We start from the raw sequence: 16,372 nt of genomic DNA on the forward strand, positions 1-16,372 counted from the left end.
ATTTTACCCCTCTTCTCCGTTGTTCAGGAGTTGAGGGGTAACTTGTTTACCCCAACCCCACCGCTTTCAACATCTCTTCATTACTATCGAACTTGAATTCCTCGATGCCGCGTTTTTTGGCTTCTTCCAATTCGATCGCTTCCAGTTTTTTGACGTGTTCTTTCAACACGACCGGCTTGCCGAGCGACTTCAATTTTTCCTCCAAGGCAGAAACATCCAGTTCGCCTGCTTGCTTTGTCCCCAAATATTGCAGGATCACTTTCGCCGCATTCGTGCCATCCTTGCGAGCGATGCCCACCAGCCCCGAACTTGCCTTGCGCGACCAGCCGCCCACGAACACGCCCTCGATCGGCGATTCATACGAAAGTCCGTCCACAGGAAAGCGCGGGTTTGGAGTCTTCACGAACTCGCCCCATTCCGTCGGCAAACCAAACGACTCATCCACTTGATCGCCGATGGCGAAGATGACGGTGTCAAGCGGAATCATACGCTTCGTGCCGGCGCCCTTGGCGCTGGTCTTGCCGTCTTTTTCGATGAGAATGTTATCCTCCACTTCCAGGTGAGTGAGTTTGCCGTTCTCGCCGATCATGCCTACCGGCGAAGCGAGAAAATCAAAATGGAATGAGGCGTTATCGGTTTTGGGATCAGCCTTTGTGAGAGAATCCAACACTTTATGACGTCCAATTTCAGGATCCTGGTTGATGGCTTGCAAAGCGGGCAGAACGCGCGCCATTTCGCGCTCGAACTCATTCAGGTCGAGATACGAGATCAAATGCTTCATTTCTTCTTTTGTAAAGTTAACCTCGGCCGGTCCGCGCCGCACCACCGACGTGACCACCTCCGCTTTATATTCGTTGATGAGGTGACGGGCAATGTCCACCATCACGTTGCCCGCGCCGATGATGGCGCATCGCTTCCCAAAGCGGAAGCGCCACTGGCTGTACGGCGGGAGACGATTGTAATAATACACAACATCTTTGGCGTGATACACGCCTTCGAGGTTCTCGCCCGGCAGGTTCAACGACTTGGTGCCCTGCGCGCCCACCGTCACCAGAACCGCGTCGAAGCCGAGGGAACGCAACCCAGCGAGAGTCAGGTCGCCCCGCGTCCCGAACGTGATGTTTCCGTAATAATCGATGTTGGGCATATCCAAGACATGCCGAAACTGCTTGCGCAGTCCCTCTTTCATCGTATGTTTTTCAGGGTAAATGCCATACTCGGCGAGTCCGCCCGGTTTGATGTCGCGGTTGAAGAGTGATACATGGACTCCCTGCGCGGCTAACTCACGCGCCCCGAACAGCCCCGCCGATCCCGCGCCGATCACGGCGACATGGTATGGGTTGGTCACGATGCCTCCTGGAACGCCCTGCGATTTTGAAGAACGAAGAGATTATAGCCAAAAATAACTTTGCGGCAATGTCTTCTGTCTTCGTAACTTTCATACATTTTTTCATATCTATGCTAAGATTACAGGCGTACTGTACCCAAAGCGAGGAGGTCGTATGACACAGTCATCCCCAAAACGTGAGAAACCTTTTGCGCGTTTAATGCGGATCGTGCGCGGCGACGCCGGTCAAACTGCGCGGACGCGCGCCTATCGCCGCGCCAACGCGACTCAAGCCTCCGCGCCGGTTCCCACCCCCCCCGCATCTGATTCTGTTCCCCAACCGACTCGCATCCTACGCGCCTTTTGGACGTTCACCGGCATACTCTCGCTCATCGTAAACATCGTCTTGATTGCCATTTTGCTTGTCGCATTGCGGTTGTTAGGCGCGTTGCAACTCACCGCCAACGACCAGTTCTCCGGGGTGCTGGGCGGGTTATATCTCAATTTTGTGAGAATGGACGAAGCCACCATTTCGACGAACATTCCCGTCAACGCGGCGATCCCTCTCGATATTGTGGTACCGGTCAAAACCACCACGCGCATCGTGCTGGCAGACGCAACCACCATCAACAATGCCCATGTCGTCATCAATACCGGCGGAGTGGATATCGATGCCGATGCGGTGGTCACTCTGCCGGCCGGAACGCCGCTCAATGTGATCCTCGATTTTCCGTTGCCCGTGAAAACCGACCCCAACAATAACCAGATCCAGGTGCCGATCAGTTTGAATGTGCCGGTCGACATTCCGCTCAAAGACACGCAACTGCATGAGCCGTTCGTCGGCTTGCAGGAAGTGGTCAAGCCGTACTTCTGCCTCGTGGAACCGAATGCCGTGTGGAATGGAATCCAAATCTGTTCGTCGGCACAATCCCCCTAAATTTGGAGTCACCCCCGACCATGAAAAACTCGCTCACTGAAACCACCCTCTCCAACGGATTGAAAGTTTTCCTCAAAGAAATTCATACCGCGCCGATCATTTCTTCGTGGTTGTGGTATCGCGTCGGCTCGCGCGACGAAGTGCAGGGGAAAACCGGCATTTCGCACTGGGTCGAGCACATGCAATTCAAAGGCACGCCGCAATTTCCCGCCAACATGCTCGATAAAGCCATCTCGCGCGAAGGCGGCGCATGGAACGCCATGACCTATCTCGATTGGACGGCATACTTCGAAACCATGCCGGCCGACAAAATCGACCTGAGTTTACGTCTCGAAGCGGACCGCATGACAAACAGCCGATTCGACCTGGACGAAGTCGCCTCTGAACGCACGGTCATTATTTCTGAGCGCGAAGGCGGTGAAAACGAACCGCTCTTCATGCTCGGCGAAGCGGTGCAACAAACCGCCTTCCGCGTGCATCCCTACCATCACGAGGTTATCGGCGACATGGCTGACCTCCGCGCGATGACGCGCGACGATCTATACAATCACTACCGCGAATTCTACGCGCCCAACAACGCCGTGATGGCGGTGGCCGGCGATTTCGAAACCGACAAAATGCTGGCGCGCATCCGTGAACTCTACGAGTCGATCCCAGCTGGAAAAGCGCCGGCGCGCGTTGCCCGCCCTGAACTTCCGCAAAACGGGGAGGTGCGACTCAGCGTGGAGGGACCCGGTTCAACTTCGTACGTGCAGGCTTGTTACCGCTTCCCAGCCGCTTCACACCCCGACTTTTTCCCCCTCACCGTGCTGGACAGTTTGCTCGCGGGTCCCAGCAACCTCAACATGTTCGGCGGCGGCATCTCGAACAAAACCTCGCGCCTCTACCGCGCTCTTGTAGATAAAGAAGTCGCGGTCAGCGTTCACGGGGGCGCGTCCGCAACGATCGACCCGTTCTTGTATGGAATCACAATGACGATTCATCCCAAACGCAAACCGGAAGAAGCGCTTGCCGCGCTGGATAAGGAACTCAAACGCGCGCAAGAAGAGAAAGCTTCAAAAGAGGAAATCGTCCGCGCCATCAAACAAGCGCGCGCGTTATTCGCTTATGGAAGCGAGAACATCACCAATCAGGCATTCTGGATGGGCTACGCCGAAATGTTTGCCACGTATGAATGGTTCCAAACCTATCTCGATAAACTGGCAAAGGTCACCGCAAAGGATATTCAACGCGTGGCGAACGAATACTTGAAGCCTCAAAGCCGCGTCGTCGGAACGTATGTTCCTTTGGGCGGGAGGTCTCAATGATGACGATCAATCACTCCGCATTACCCAGCCCTACTGACATTTATCGCGAGGTATTGCCGAACGGGATCACGATCTTGACCCGTTCCAACTTTAACAGCCCGTCGGTGGTTATTGGCGGTTTTTTTACCGCCGGCTCGCTCTTCGACCCCGATGCGAAACTCGGCTTGGCAGACTTTGTGACCTCGGCGTTGATGCGCGGAACGAAGACGCGAACGTTCGATACCATTTACAATGAATTGGAATCGGCCGGGGCAAGTTTAGGGTTCAGTTCGGGCGTCCATTCCTCCGGTTTTACCGGGCGCTCGCTGGCAGAGGACTTGCCGCTCTTGTTGAATTTGCTGGCTGGGTCGTTGATCAATCCCACATTTCCAAAAGCCGAAGTGGAAAAATTGCGAACGCAATTGTTGACGGGTCTTGCGATCCGCGCTCAGGATACGTCTGACATGGCTTCCATGGTGTTTGATGAAATCCTATTCAAAGGTCATCCATATAGCCGCGCGGAGGATGGTCACCCGGAAACGGTCAAGAAGATTAGGCAGGCTGACCTGGTCAAATTTCATCGCGAGCATTTCGGTCCGCGCGGGATGGTGATCGCCATCGTCGGCGCGGTGAAGGCGGCAGAAGCGGTCAGGCAGGTGAAGCGCTCGCTAGGGGCGTGGCAGGTGAAAGGTCAGAAAGAGGCGCCGGCTCTTCCTCCTTTGAAGTCATTAAAGAAAACTGCCCGTAAGCATCACCTGATCGCTGGGAAGTCGCAATCTGATCTTGTGATCGGCACGACGGGTCCCATGCGCAAAGACCCGGACTTTTTGCCGGCGTCGCTTGGAAATAACATTTTGGGGCAGTTCGGGCTGATGGGGCGAATCGGCGATGTGGTGCGCGAGAAGGCCGGGTTGGCATATTATGCGGGTTCGAGCCTGAGCGCGGGGGTGGGTCCCGGTTCGTGGGAGGTGAACGCGGGGGTGAACCCGTCGAATGTGAATAAAGCCACCGAGCTGATCGTAAGCGAGTTGAAGCGATTTGTGGATGACGGCGTGACTGCCGAAGAACTCGCAGATAGCCAGACCAATTACGTTGGGCGTTTGCCTCTTTCGTTGGAATCGAATAGCGGGGTGGTGGGCGCGTTGCTGAATATCGAGCGCCATGATTTGGGCTTGGATTATTATCTTCGCTATGCCGATCTTGTGCGCCAGGTGACGCGTGAGCGCGTGTTGAGCGCGGCGCGCCGGTTCATCGACCCTGAGAAGTTGGCAATTGCGGCGGCGGGGGCGTGAGGGTACGCGGTAATTGGTGTGTGAAAGAGAAGATTAGAGGATTAGAGGATTGGAGACTAGAGATTGGTGAAATGAAGATTGCGACCGGCGTTGATCTGATTGAAATATCTCGCATCGAGGAGGTGATTGGGCGGCATGGCAAGCATTATCTCGAGCGGATCTATACGCCTGCCGAGTTGGAGCAGTGTGGTCAGCGAGCCGAGTCTTTGGCGGGAAGGTTTGCGGCGAAGGAGGCGGTTGCTAAGGCGCTGGGTTCAGGGATTGGGGATGTGATGTGGAAGGAAATCGAAATCTTGGGCGGCGAACAAAAAGCGCCTATGCTGACTCTTCATGGCGCGGCGAAACAAAAAGCAGACTCGCTTGGGTATTCTTCGTGGTCGGTGAGCATTAGCCACAGCCGGAGTCATTCGGTGGCATTTGTGGTGATGACCGGATAAAAATAACCTCCCGTGAGCCAGTTTCACGGGAGGTTTTGCAAAGGACAGGACTCGACTCTTGTCCGTGTTGCTTGGTATTGGCGTTCGTTGAGCAGTTCAACTGCTGAACGAACAATGAACGATCAGTTTTTATCTTCCACGCCAACCCAAATGTGACCGGGGAGAACGGGGCGATAGGCGCGCACGGTGATCCCTTCGCTGTCTCTCAGGGCAGGCTTTTCGCTTTCCACTGCAGAATCCCGCATCATGTTGGGATGCACGAGGCACAGGTCGGGCATGCGCCCATATTTCTTTTTGTAATATTCCGTCGCTTTTTTGATCTTGGTATCCAGCGTGGATTGTGTGTCGTCGAACCAAAGCATTCCGGTGTGCATGTGGGACTCCTTTTTATTCTATGCTTGGTAGCCAAAAACGAAGCCATTGATCGCCTTCGCGCAAGGTAAATTCCGCTCCGTTGTGAAGGGTGGGGAGTTTCGCATCCCGGGCTTTCAACCGGTTGACGATATTTTCATCCCTGATCGATCCGAAGACGCGCGTGCGGAACAATTCGAGCCATGGGTGTAATGAATCTAAACGGCTTGGGTTGAGAGTGACGATGGGCCAAACGCGGCGGGCGGGTCCGCGCAGGAGGAGCCAGCGCAAGTTTTGTCGCGCGTCGAAATCGAGATTGGTTGCGGCTTCGAGATCGTCAAGTAACAACAGAACGGATTGCGAGCTGGTTTTATTTCCGTGCGCCCAGGATGCCAGCGAAAGAATGAACTCCTCAGACGAAGTGGCGTACAAAGGAAAGACACCGACATTGTTGGGGATTTTTTCAACACCGTTCCATTCCCCGGGGTGGTTGGTCACCACGCCGAACTGCAGGTTGGACGGTTGATGCATCATTCCTGCCGAATGCGCGATCACTTGAAGGAGATTTGTTTTCCCCGCGCCGGCATCGCCCAAGACCAGTAACGGACCTGGCACCGCATCGTGCAAGTTCAACAGCATTGGCAATCCATCGGATGCGACGCCCATGAACATGGCTTCGCTGGGCATCTCACCAAATTCAGAGAGCGCCTGGTTTAACGATGGGTAAGCGGGAACCGGCGTGAGTCGACGCGCCGCGTCTATCTCTGGCTTGAGTTCTGCAAAGGCTTCCATTAACAGGTCGTATCGATTTATATCGCTCATAGAACAAGTGTTCTAAATATACAACTTCTTATTCGCCATGTCAAGGGGCAAATTCATGCCTCGCAATGTGTTTGTCATTCTTGACTGACATTCTGAATCCTGCTACACTTGCGCCCTGCTCCTAGGAGTTCCCGTGATTTTGCGGCGGGACAAAGCGCCGGGAGCAATTTAATTGCCTGTTTAACTTCCCCGTTAAGTATGGCTTTGGTATAATCGCCCTGCTTAATTGTCGTAGCTCCCGTGTGGTTTTGGCAGGGCGCGAAGCACGCGCCGACGTAGCTCAATCGGTAGAGCACCCGCCTTGTAAGCGGGCGGTTACGAGTTCAAGTCTCGTCGTCGGCTCTGAGGTTGCCGCGAGAGGCATGACGGCGATCTTAATAATTTATTTTGGGCAGTTACCCAAGTGGCCAAAGGGGACTGACTGTAAATCAGTTGTCAGACGACTTCGGAGGTTCGAATCCTTCACTGCCCACTACTCGTGCGAACGGGTAAGCACGTTAAGCCCTCATAGCTCAGTCGGCAGAGCACACCCTTGGTAAGGGTGAGGTCACGGGTTCGAATCTCGTTGAGGGCTCAATCGTTGCTATAAAATTTCTTTATCAAATTAAAGAAGGAGAAAGAAAAATGGCGAAGGAAAAATACGATCGGAGTAAACCGCATCTGAACGTGGGGACGATGGGGCACATCGACCACGGGAAGACGACATTAACGGCGGCGATCACCAAGGTAGCGGCCTTGGCGATCGGGTCGGGAGAAGTGAAAGCGTACGACCAGACCGACATCGCGCCCGAAGAAACAGCGCGCGGCATCACGATCAACATTTCGCACGTGGAATACCAGACGGCGAAGCGGCATTATGCGCACGTGGACATGCCGGGGCACCGCGACTACATCAAGAACATGATCACGGGCGCGGCGCAGGTGGACGGGGCGATCCTGGTGGTGGCGGCGCCGGACGGTCCGATGCCGCAGACGCGGGAACACGTGCTGTTGGCGAGGCAAGTGGAAGTGCCGAGCATCGTGGTGTTTCTCAACAAAGTGGACATGATGAACGACCCCGAGTTGCTGGAGTTGGTGGAGTTGGAGTTGCGCGAACTGCTGAACAGCTACGGCTTCCCGGGCGACACGACGCCGATCGTGCGCGGGTCTGCGAAACAGGCCTTAGACAGCGCCTCGAAGGATCCGAACGCGCCGGAATACGAGAGCATCAAAGAGTTATTGCGGGTGATCGACGAATACATTCCCGAACCCAAGCGTGAGATGGACAAACCGTTCATGATGGCGGTGGAAGACGTGTTCTCGATCAAGGGCGCGGGACGGTGGTGACGGGACGTGTGGATCGCGGCGTGGCGAAGAAAGGCGACCCCATCGAGATCGTGGGCTTGCGCGAGACCAAGAGTTCGGTCATCACGGGAACGGAAATGTTCCACAAAGAATTGGACGAAGTGGTGGCTGGCGACAATGCGGGCATTCTGCTCAGAGGTATCGAGCGTGAAGACGTGGAGCGCGGGCAGGTGTTAGCCAAGCCGGGCTCGGTGACGCCGCACAAGAAATTTCTGGCGGAAGTGTACGTGCTGAAGAAGGAAGAAGGTGGGCGGCACAAGGCGTTCTTCAGCGGGTATCGCCCGCAGTTCTACATCCGCACGATGGATGTGACGGGCAACATTGAACTGCCGCAAGGCGTCGAGATGGTGATGCCGGGCGACAACGTGAACCTGACCGTGGAACTGATCGTGCCTGTGGCGTTGGAGCAAGGTTCCAAGTTCGCCATCCGCGAAGGCGGCCTCACCGTCGGCGCCGGCGTCGTTACTAAGATCATTGAATAATTCTTAAGTAATGTCATTCTGAGCGTAGCGAAGAATCTCCTCGTGATTGCAGAGACCCTTCGCTCCGCTCAGGGTGACACAAATCGATGTAGAAAGTTAGGTAGTTAGCATGGCTTCTAAAAAGAAAGACGTTCGCCCCGTAATCACGCTTCAGTGCAGTGATTGTAAAGAGCGGAATTACACCACCGAAAAGAATCGACGTAACGATCCGAATCGGCTCGAGTTTAGCAAGTTTTGCCCGCGTTGCAAAAAACATACCATGCACCGCGAAACGAAATAGCGATGTAGTTGGATAGTTCGTTAGTCTCATTGTTGACATGGACAGAAAAGACTATGAGACTAGCCAACTAAGAAACTATCCGACAACACCGAAGGCCAGTAGCTCAATTGGTAGAGCACTCGTCTCCAAAACGAGCGGTTGTGGGTTCAAGTCCTGCCTGGCCTGCCTGAAAAAAAGCGACGCCGCTGTGAGAAGGGCGGCGTTTTAGCCGTAAAAAACGAAGGAGCAACACCTTGGCAGATAGGAAAGCGAAAGTCAGCAAACCGAACGCCTTCACCGCGTTCTTCAAAGAAACCGCCGGAGAACTTCGCAAAGTATCTTGGCCCACCTGGCCCGAAGTCAGACAGTTAACCGGGCTTGTGCTATTGGTCATGGTGGTGATGGGCATCGTCCTCGGCCTCACAGATGGCGGCGCTCGCGAGTTGTTGAATCTGATCTTTGGCGTTTAATGAAGATTTGAGGAATCATGTCGTTGTTGGATCCGCAGGAAGAATTTGAGGGTAAATCCGTTGAGTCAACCGAAGAGTTGACTACAATAGATTCTACGCTTGTCGAATCGGACTCTCAGGCGCAAATCAGCGAGCCTGAGCCTGTTGACGTTCCTGTAGATGAAACGCCCGCCCCTGTTGAAGAATCGACGGAGATAGGACAGGATGCCGAACCGGCGCCTCATTCTCCGGGGAAATCTGCCCCGGCTTCAGACGCGTCGCCTCACCTTGGGGAGGTGGAGGGACCGGCTTGGTATGTTATTCACTGCTATTCCGGTTACGAGAACAAGGTGCGCCATAACCTCGAGCAACGCATCGAAACGATGGGCATGAAAGACAGGATCTTCGATGTGATCATCCCGACCCAGGAAGAAGTCGAAGTCAAAGAAGGCAAACGCCGTACCGTGGAGCGACACATCTTCCCCGGGTATGTGCTTGTGAACATGGCGTTGAGCGAAGAGTCATGGTATGTGGTTCGGAACACGCCCGGGGTGACCGGGTTCGTCGGCATGGGCAACACGCCCACCGCTCTGCGCCCGGAAGAGGTCTCGCAGATCGTCAAGCGCATGGAAGCCGAAGCGCCGATGGTCAAGGTCTCGTTCAAGGTTGGCGAGCGCGTGCGCATTGTGGATGGTCCGTTCAACGATTTCCGCGGCAACGTGTCGGAGATCGACCTCGAACGCACAAAAGTCCGCGTATTGGTCAACTTCTTTGGGCGCGAAACGCCGGTGGAGTTAGACTTTTTACAGGTAGAAAAAGCGTAATTACTTCGTATTGCGAATGTAGAAAAACTCGAAGGTTGAAAAAAGTATACAGGCAGGAACAGGTTGAAGGTCGGAACGAAGCGTGAATCCGAATCGTCAGCCTGATGCAGTGGGAGGGCGTCCCGCACAAGAAATCGCCCGCTAAAACCACATAGGAGTAGAAATGGCAAAGAAGTTCAAAGCAATCGTTCGTCTCCAGCTTGAGGCTGGGAAAGCCAACCCCGCGCCCCCGGTGGGTCCGGCGTTGGCGGGCCATGGTATCAACATCATGGCGTTTTGCAAGGAGTACAACGCGCGCACGTCGAACAGGCCCGGCGAGGTTCTGCCCGCCGAGATTACGGTATTTACCGACGGCTCGTTCACGTTTGTGTTGAAGACCTCGCCCGCGGCTGTGCTGTTGCGCAAAGCCGCAAACGTGGCGAAGGGCTCAGGCGTGCCGAACAAAGACAAGGTCGGCAAAGTGACGCGCAAGCAAATTCGTGAGATCGCGGAAACAAAGTTGAAAGACTTGAACGCGATCGATCTCGAAGGCGCGATGAAACAGATCGAAGGCACCGCCCGCTCGATGGGCATTACGGTGACCGATTAATTTTGTGGGAGAGTCTAGTCTCTTAGTCGCTTGGTCGCATAGTCTCTTGGTCTCGTGCATACGACGATCTGACTACCAGACGATTGGACTATTAGACAACACAGACTCGCTTGCACCACGGAGGAAACTATGGCTACAAAACACGGTAAGAAATACAAAGCCGCATTGGCTAAGGTGGATTTAGACAAGGAATATTCCGTTCGCGACGCGGTTGCGCTTGCGAAGGAAACTACCACGACGAAATTCGATTCGACGGTTGAAGTGCACATCCGCACCGGGCTCGATCCGCGTCAATCGGACCAGCAGGTGCGCGATGTGGTCGTCCTGCCGCATGGGTTGGGCAAGACCGTCCGCGTATTGGTCTTTGCGCAAGGTGAAGGCGCCGCGAATGCCCGTTCTTCGGGCGCGGATTTGGTTGCCGACGATGACGAAACCTTGAAGAAGATCGAAGGCGGCATGCTGGATTTCGATGTTGCGATTGCCACGCCGGATGCGATGGGCAAGGTCGGTCGTCTCGGACGCGTGCTTGGTCCGCGCGGGCTGATGCCGAACCCCAAGGCTGGAACCGTCGTCCATGCCGATGATCTGCCGCGCGCCATCAAAGAAGCGAAGGCGGGGCGTGTTGAGTTCCGTCTTGATAAAACATCCAATATCCACGTTTCGGTTGGCAAAGCATCGTTCTCCGCCGATCAGCTGTATGAAAACTTCGGCGCGTTGATGAACGCCGTGCACAAGGCGCGTCCGTCTGGGGCGAAGGGCGACTACATCAAACGCATCACCCTGACCACCACGATGGGACCTGGCATCAAGGTGAACGCCAGCGACACGCATAAGATCGAGGTATCCGAGTAGACTATACTCGTTAATCCTATAAGCCACTTCGCCAAAGACGGCGGGTGTGGCGTTCGGTTTCGACGCGAGCGGGAAAGTTCCGCTTTGCTCATCTATCGAGCGCCGCTTAATGTCCTGCCCAGGTGAAGACGACAAGCATATCATCCCTCCTGTTGGGGTTTGCTGAAGTCTTTGCCGCGCGCGTGGCAAAGACTTTTTTGAAAGGAGGTGAATGTCCTTTGGCAGTATCAAAAGAACGTAAAGGGGAAGTGCTGGCAACCTACGATGAGTGGTTGAAGAAGAGCCAGGCGGTGATCCTTGTGGAATATACCGGCGCCAAGATGAAAGATCTGGACGGTATTCGCGCCAAGGTGCGTGAAGCCGGCGGTGAATTCCACGTGGTGAAGAATACTCTCGCCCGTCGCGCTTTTGCCGCAAGCGGAATGGAACTCCCGGCCGATTATCTTATTAAAAGCACGGCAATTTCCTTTGCTTTTACCGACCCGGCTTCCACCGCGAAAGCCCTGACCGACGCGATGAAAGGCAAGGATTTTATCAAGGTCAAAGGCGGATTCATGAGCGGTAAATCGCTCAATGCCGCGCAGGTGAAAGCCCTGTCGGATATGCCGCCGTTGCCTGTTGTCCGCGCCCAATTGCTGGGTGTGTTGCAGGCGCCCGCTGGCAAACTGGTCCGCACGATCGCTGAACCCGCTCGCGGTTTGGCGGCTGTCATTAAGGCTTTCTCCGAGAAGGCATCTGCCGCGGCGTAATCGGCAAGTTTATTGCGCAATAAAACTAAATCTATCTCATAGTAATGGAGTATTAAGAAATGTCTGAAAAGCTCGATAAACTCGTGGAAGAACTCTCCACACTGTCTGTGCTCGATGCCGCTGACCTCGTCAAGAAACTCGAGGAGAAGTGGGGCGTTTCTGCCGCCGCTCCGGTGGCTGTTGCCGCTGTGGCTGGCGGCGCCGCCGCTGCCGCTGAACCTGTCGAAGAGAAGACTGAATTCGATGTGGTCATCAAGGATGCCGGCGCGAAGAAGATCGACGTGATCAAAGTGATCCGTCAATTGACCAACCTCGGTCTCGGCGAAGCCAAGACCATGGCGGAAACCGCGGGCTCGAAAGTGCTTGCCGGCGTGGGCAAGGATGCCGCCAACGAAGCCAAGAAGAAACTGGAAGAAGCCGGCGCGAACGTTGTGCTCGAGTAAGAAAATCCCTTCTTCATAAGAAGGACCAAGGAAAGACGACCCAGTACCATCGGGTCGTCTTTTCATTTCTGCAAGCGCGTTGCCACGACACATGTCCTACGAAATTGGTTGATTTTCGATCTTGCGATTCCTATAATGGCTGCAATTGGTCTGACCACAAGACCACGAGAAAAAAATATGAAAATACAAAAAATTTCACAGAAGTCACTTGTCAAAACTGCGGCGGGCAGGCTTGCCGCATCCCTGCTGGATGGCACACTGCCGCAGGGCGCGCAACTCCCTCCTGAACGCGAGTTGATGAGTCAGTTGGGAATCAGCCGCACTACGTTGCGCGAAGCGTTGAAGATGATGGAAGAAAGTCGTTTGGTTGAGTCGCGCCCGCATGTGGGGTGGTTTGCGCGAACGATCGAGGAGTCGAACATTATGCAGGCAAAAGAACTGGCTGGAGGCGCGGATATGAAAGCGTCGAATCCTGCGGCGAGCGAGCCGTTGACGGGCCCGCGCCGAATCCCGGTCTCGCCGGAGAAGCCGATCCGTATTCCCAACCTTCAAAAAGATCGGCTTGGCACGTTTGAGTTCATCTCGTGGTGGGAGCGCGAGAAAGTGAAGAATGCGAAGGTGTTGGTGATCGGCGCTGGCGCGCTCGGTAATGAAGTGATCAAGAACCTGTCGCTGATGGGCGTGGGCAATCTCTTTATCATCGACTTCGACAAGATCGAAGCCGCCAACCTTAGCCGTTCGGTGTTGTTCCGCGAAACAGATAACAATCGCAGTAAAGCCGAAGTGGCGGCGGCGCGCGCGAAGTCGGTGAACCCGGATGTGCGGGTGCAATATTTGAACGCCGATGTGACGACCGGTCTGGGGTTGGGGGTCATCCGCCGCATGGATGTGATCATCGGCTGTCTCGATAACCGCGAAGCGCGGCTGGCGGTCAACCGCTTCTGTTATTGGATGAACAAATCCTGGGTGGACGGCGCGATTCAAGAACTGCTTGGGCTGATGCGCGTGTTCGTCCCCGGCGAAGGCGCGTGCTACGAATGCACGCTCACTGAAGCCGCTTTGCGCGATCTGTCTTTGCGCTATTCCTGCCAATTGTTGGCGCGGCAGAATGTTTTGCTTGGCAAAGTGCCAACGACGCCGACGATCGCTTCGATCATCGGCGGCATGCAATCGCAGGAAGGATTAAAGTTGATTCACAGCATGCCAGTGGAGCCGGGCAAAGTTACGCATTTCAACGGTCTCACCAATCACATGCACACGACCGCCTACGTGCCGCGCGAAGATTGCGAAAGCCACTGGACGTATGGCGATATTACCGAACTCCCTGCGCGCGCCGAACGCGCCACGCTTCATGACCTGCTTCGAATTGCCCGCGCCGACCTGGGACAGAATGCCTTTATTGAACTCGATCAGGAACTGGTCACCTCGCTGGAATGCCCAAAATGCCAAACGAAAGAAGATGTGCTGAAACCGCTGAGCGATATCACCTTCGAGGCGGGGCACTGCCCAACCTGCGGCACCCTGCGCGAAGCGAGCTTTACGCACATGATCACCGGCGAGGAAAATTTCCTGCATCGGACTCTGGCAAGCGTGGGCATCCCGTCTTTGCATATCATCCGCGCGCAAAACGGGATGGAATACCGCTTCTACGAGTTGACCGGCGATCTGCCGGAGGCGCTTCACTTCCGTCACTTCGAACAGACGATCAAACTGGCTGGCGCAGATTCTTTGAAGATCGGCGGGCGCGTGCGGTTGAAGGATGAGATTCGAAGTATGGACCCGGTAAGCGGCGCGGTTCGGGACCGAATTCGGTTCAAGGATCATGCGGCGCAAGAAGTTGTTTCTATCCGACCCGTGACCTCCGAGCCGGTTCATATCCGCAAGAAGAGCCTCGTCAAACTTGCCGATGCCCAACCCGCCAGGGCTCAGGCGAAAGGCGAAGGACATTCATCGAAGAAGATCGTTTTAGCCAAAACAGATGATGCGCCGAAGCCCGCGAAGGAATAGCCGATGGCGACCCATGCCGCGACGATGAGTTCCATTCATGCTCCTATGTATGCAAGAGAATCCGATTCGTTCATGCGCAAGCTGACGATCTTGATCTTGCTGGTCGTCAACGTTTCGCTGGGTATTGTGCTGTGGTTCCGCCTTGGTCGTAACCTGCCGTTGCTTCTCCCCACGTTTTTTGCAGATGCGTGCATTGGTCTGGTCGCCGGGTATGGCTCGCGCATCGTCTATCGCAATTGGAACTTGGCGGCGCAGTATATCACTGCCATCCTTGCAATGCTCGTTGGAATGATCTTAATCGGATCGTTGACAAAATCGGTGTTGGGCATTGGTCCCCTGAGGTTTGGGCGCGACGCCTCCACACAGATTCGCGGGCTCAGTTTTGACAGCACGTTATCAACTCAACTGCGCAACTTGGACCTCGACCCGCTGACCTTGTTTGATGTTAGCAAAATGGAGGCGAGCGATGCGGCGCACCTTGCCGTGAGTTTGTTGTTGACCCTGCTGTCTTTGCAGGCTTGGAGGCAGTCGTCGCGGCAGGTGATCGAGGTGGAGCCGCTGGGTCATGCGCAGATCGAGGTGGAGCCGCGAAACATCGGCGTGAGTATTTCGCCGGTGGAATCGCGCGAGCCGCGCGTCCACCAGCCTGTCACCTGGTTTCGCAGTCCTGCGCCGAGCGCGCCGCCGAGGCCCCGCATCCGCACGAAGAACAGAAGCAGGACCGAGGTGCGGAAGGCGGCGAAGGCAAGTTCTCCACGAAAGAGCCGTTCGCGGCGTCGACCGAACATCCAGTTGGCGGTGGTGGAGGAGCATCGCTGTCCGTATTGTCTCGACCCTGTCATTCGAAACGATGCGCGCGGCGTGCAGGAATGCGACGTGTGTCACACACTTCATCACGCGGATTGTTGGGCGATCACCGGCTTTTGCCAGGTGCCGCATCTAAATTCTTGAATTGGAAGGTTGAATTATGGCTGATCTGAATGTAACTCTTGTTATGCCGAGCGGAGGCGCGCGCGCCGCCGAGGTGCCCGCCGATGTGAAAATGCGAGACCTAATGACCGAGCTTGTATCGGTATTAAGCCTCCCAATCGTTGGTCCCGATGGGCGCCCGATGACCTATCGCGCAGATAGCAAGGCTCTTGGGCGCGAACTCAAAGAAGACGAAACGCTCACGGAGGCCGGTATCCCGGATCATGATCGCTTGATGTTGACGGCGGATATTACCGCCGGCGCGATGTCGGTGGCTGAAACCCCGCGGATGCGGCGGTTGCGCGGCGACTATGAATTGATGATGGAACTGTCCTCTCGCAGTGATTTGATTTCCTTCGTCGCTTCCTCTCCGAACCCGAACTTGCCGCCGGAGCGCTACATCGTCACCTTCAAGTGTAAGAGCATCTCGAATGTGGACCGGCAGGGCAACCCGAAATTTTCCGAGCATCATCAAGTGGAAATTTACCTGCACAATCAATACCCGCAACGCTGGCCCGGCATGAAGTGGTTGACCCCGATCTGGCATCCGAATATCAACCACGTCAACGGCAGCGTGTGTATCGACGCCGCATGGTGGGCGGCAAGCCGCTCGCTTGACAGGCTCGTATTGATGCTTGGCGAAATGCTCCAGTGGAAGAACTTCCACGACGACCCGACCAAACCGCCCTTCCCTTGGGACGCCGAAGCGGCGCGCTGGAGCCGTGAATATCGCAAGAAACATCCCAACGATTTCCCGGTGGACCATCGTGAATTGTTGCGACCGGAGCGCGTGAAACTGAATCTATCCGAACCGGCGAAGAGCAAACCAGCCGTACAGGTGAAACTTCAGCCTGCCGCGCCGAAAGCGATCGACAAACCCAAAATTAAATTGCGTTGACAGTGCGCACTGCCTCGCAATAGCGGAACATTGACGTGGCTGTGGTTCAGCCTAA

17 protein-coding genes, 4 tRNA genes and 1 pseudogene are annotated in these 16,372 nt (G+C 55.2%); 19 read left to right on the forward strand and 3 right to left on the reverse strand.

From position 1 onward, the window contains the following. Positions 1 to 46 precede the first annotated feature (46 nt). The gene (locus tag IPM31_08840) at positions 47 to 1,348 is read right to left on the reverse strand and encodes an FAD-dependent oxidoreductase (protein ID MBK9007090.1); all 1,302 of its coding nucleotides are present in this window, start codon (positions 1,346 to 1,348) and stop codon (positions 47 to 49) included. A gap of 154 nt (positions 1,349 to 1,502) precedes the next feature. Between IPM31_08840 and IPM31_08845 the strand changes: the two genes are divergently transcribed. The 4 genes from IPM31_08845 (at position 1,503) to acpS (ending at position 5,279) form a co-directional block, all read left to right on the forward strand. Next, positions 1,503 to 2,264 carry a hypothetical protein gene (locus IPM31_08845; protein MBK9007091.1) on the forward strand — a complete coding sequence of 254 codons (762 nt, stop codon included), beginning with the start codon at positions 1,503 to 1,505 and terminating at the stop codon, positions 2,262 to 2,264. A gap of 20 nt (positions 2,265 to 2,284) precedes the next feature. After that, positions 2,285 to 3,571: an insulinase family protein gene (locus IPM31_08850; GenBank protein MBK9007092.1), complete on the forward strand. Its 1,287-nt coding sequence runs from the start codon at positions 2,285 to 2,287 to the stop codon at positions 3,569 to 3,571. Next, entirely contained in the window at positions 3,568 to 4,842 is a 1,275-nt protein-coding gene (locus IPM31_08855; GenBank protein ID MBK9007093.1) for an insulinase family protein, read from the forward strand. Before IPM31_08850 ends, IPM31_08855 begins: the two co-directional genes overlap by 4 nt. 71 nt (positions 4,843 to 4,913) lie before the next feature. After that, positions 4,914 to 5,279 (forward strand): holo-ACP synthase, encoded by a 366-nt coding sequence (gene acpS / locus IPM31_08860; GenBank protein ID MBK9007094.1) that lies wholly within the window; start codon positions 4,914 to 4,916, stop codon positions 5,277 to 5,279. A 122-nt stretch (positions 5,280 to 5,401) separates the two neighbouring features. On the opposite strand, the gene IPM31_08865 is transcribed toward acpS, so the two are convergent. Beyond that, on the reverse strand, positions 5,402 to 5,653 hold the full coding sequence (locus IPM31_08865; GenBank protein ID MBK9007095.1) for a hypothetical protein: 252 nt from the start codon (positions 5,651 to 5,653) through the stop codon (positions 5,402 to 5,404). A gap of 13 nt (positions 5,654 to 5,666) precedes the next feature. Continuing rightward, positions 5,667 to 6,452, reverse strand: a complete 786-nt coding sequence (locus IPM31_08870; GenBank protein MBK9007096.1) for a hypothetical protein — start codon at positions 6,450 to 6,452, stop codon at positions 5,667 to 5,669. 269 nt (positions 6,453 to 6,721) lie between these two features. Between IPM31_08870 and IPM31_08875 the strand changes: the two genes are divergently transcribed. The 15 genes and pseudogenes from IPM31_08875 to IPM31_08945 all read left to right on the forward strand — a co-directional run bounded on the left by IPM31_08875 (position 6,722) and on the right by IPM31_08945 (position 16,317). Further along, positions 6,722 to 6,794: transfer RNA gene (locus IPM31_08875), tRNA-Thr, on the forward strand. Positions 6,795 to 6,841: 47 nt separating this feature from the next. Beyond that, positions 6,842 to 6,924 (forward strand) — tRNA-Tyr (locus IPM31_08880). A gap of 29 nt (positions 6,925 to 6,953) precedes the next feature. Further along, positions 6,954 to 7,026: transfer RNA gene (locus IPM31_08885), tRNA-Thr, on the forward strand. A gap of 50 nt (positions 7,027 to 7,076) precedes the next feature. Then, positions 7,077 to 8,278: pseudogene (gene tuf, locus IPM31_08890) on the forward strand (elongation factor Tu). A 109-nt stretch (positions 8,279 to 8,387) separates the two neighbouring features. Beyond that, positions 8,388 to 8,558, forward strand: coding sequence for a 50S ribosomal protein L33 (gene rpmG, locus IPM31_08895; protein MBK9007097.1), 171 nt, complete (start codon positions 8,388 to 8,390; stop codon positions 8,556 to 8,558). 92 nt (positions 8,559 to 8,650) lie between these two features. After that, positions 8,651 to 8,723: transfer RNA gene (locus tag IPM31_08900), tRNA-Trp, on the forward strand. Positions 8,724 to 8,791: 68 nt separating this feature from the next. Further along, a complete protein-coding gene (secE, locus tag IPM31_08905) occupies positions 8,792 to 9,007 on the forward strand; it encodes a preprotein translocase subunit SecE (protein ID MBK9007098.1) in 216 nt (71 codons plus the stop codon). Between the two features lie 275 nt (positions 9,008 to 9,282). Continuing rightward, positions 9,283 to 9,810, forward strand: coding sequence for a transcription termination/antitermination protein NusG (gene nusG, locus IPM31_08910; GenBank protein MBK9007099.1), 528 nt, complete (start codon positions 9,283 to 9,285; stop codon positions 9,808 to 9,810). Positions 9,811 to 9,973: 163 nt separating this feature from the next. Further along, complete coding sequence (rplK, locus tag IPM31_08915; protein MBK9007100.1) at positions 9,974 to 10,399, forward strand: 50S ribosomal protein L11; 426 nt, start codon at positions 9,974 to 9,976, stop codon at positions 10,397 to 10,399. Between the two features lie 129 nt (positions 10,400 to 10,528). Further along, positions 10,529 to 11,251: a 50S ribosomal protein L1 gene (locus IPM31_08920; protein MBK9007101.1), complete on the forward strand. Its 723-nt coding sequence runs from the start codon at positions 10,529 to 10,531 to the stop codon at positions 11,249 to 11,251. A gap of 218 nt (positions 11,252 to 11,469) precedes the next feature. After that, positions 11,470 to 12,000, forward strand: coding sequence for a 50S ribosomal protein L10 (locus tag IPM31_08925; protein ID MBK9007102.1), 531 nt, complete (start codon positions 11,470 to 11,472; stop codon positions 11,998 to 12,000). A 59-nt stretch (positions 12,001 to 12,059) separates the two neighbouring features. After that, positions 12,060 to 12,443 (forward strand): 50S ribosomal protein L7/L12, encoded by a 384-nt coding sequence (gene rplL, locus IPM31_08930; GenBank protein MBK9007103.1) that lies wholly within the window; start codon positions 12,060 to 12,062, stop codon positions 12,441 to 12,443. 177 nt (positions 12,444 to 12,620) lie between these two features. Then, entirely contained in the window at positions 12,621 to 14,450 is a 1,830-nt protein-coding gene (locus IPM31_08935) for a ThiF family adenylyltransferase (GenBank protein MBK9007104.1), read from the forward strand. A 3-nt stretch (positions 14,451 to 14,453) separates the two neighbouring features. Next, a complete protein-coding gene (locus IPM31_08940; GenBank protein MBK9007105.1) occupies positions 14,454 to 15,401 on the forward strand; it encodes a hypothetical protein in 948 nt (315 codons plus the stop codon). Positions 15,402 to 15,417: 16 nt separating this feature from the next. Then, positions 15,418 to 16,317 carry a hypothetical protein gene (locus IPM31_08945; GenBank protein ID MBK9007106.1) on the forward strand — a complete coding sequence of 300 codons (900 nt, stop codon included), beginning with the start codon at positions 15,418 to 15,420 and terminating at the stop codon, positions 16,315 to 16,317. The last annotated feature ends 55 nt before the right edge of the window (positions 16,318 to 16,372 follow it).

Origin of the sequence: Candidatus Defluviilinea gracilis (assembly GCA_016716235.1) — a bacterium.
Classification (GTDB): Bacteria; Chloroflexota; Anaerolineae; order Anaerolineales; family Villigracilaceae; genus Defluviilinea; species Defluviilinea gracilis.

Excerpts from the sequence above, each read along its gene's own strand:
- IPM31_08940 (MBK9007105.1), top strand. The coding sequence starts at position 14,454 with ATGGCGACCCATGCCGCGACGATGAGTTCCATTCATGCTCCTATGTAT.
- IPM31_08850 (MBK9007092.1), top strand. The coding sequence starts at position 2,285 with ATGAAAAACTCGCTCACTGAAACCACCCTCTCCAACGGATTGAAAGTT.
- rpmG (MBK9007097.1), top strand. The coding sequence starts at position 8,388 with ATGGCTTCTAAAAAGAAAGACGTTCGCCCCGTAATCACGCTTCAGTGC.
- IPM31_08935 (MBK9007104.1), top strand. The coding sequence starts at position 12,621 with ATGAAAATACAAAAAATTTCACAGAAGTCACTTGTCAAAACTGCGGCG.
- IPM31_08870 (MBK9007096.1), bottom strand. The coding sequence starts at position 6,452 with ATGAGCGATATAAATCGATACGACCTGTTAATGGAAGCCTTTGCAGAA.
- rplL (MBK9007103.1), top strand. The coding sequence starts at position 12,060 with ATGTCTGAAAAGCTCGATAAACTCGTGGAAGAACTCTCCACACTGTCT.
- IPM31_08855 (MBK9007093.1), top strand. The coding sequence starts at position 3,568 with ATGATGACGATCAATCACTCCGCATTACCCAGCCCTACTGACATTTAT.
- acpS (MBK9007094.1), top strand. The coding sequence starts at position 4,914 with ATGAAGATTGCGACCGGCGTTGATCTGATTGAAATATCTCGCATCGAG.
- IPM31_08845 (MBK9007091.1), top strand. The coding sequence starts at position 1,503 with ATGACACAGTCATCCCCAAAACGTGAGAAACCTTTTGCGCGTTTAATG.
- IPM31_08920 (MBK9007101.1), top strand. The coding sequence starts at position 10,529 with ATGGCTACAAAACACGGTAAGAAATACAAAGCCGCATTGGCTAAGGTG.
- rplK (MBK9007100.1), top strand. The coding sequence starts at position 9,974 with ATGGCAAAGAAGTTCAAAGCAATCGTTCGTCTCCAGCTTGAGGCTGGG.
- IPM31_08865 (MBK9007095.1), bottom strand. The coding sequence starts at position 5,653 with ATGCACACCGGAATGCTTTGGTTCGACGACACACAATCCACGCTGGAT.
- IPM31_08945 (MBK9007106.1), top strand. The coding sequence starts at position 15,418 with ATGGCTGATCTGAATGTAACTCTTGTTATGCCGAGCGGAGGCGCGCGC.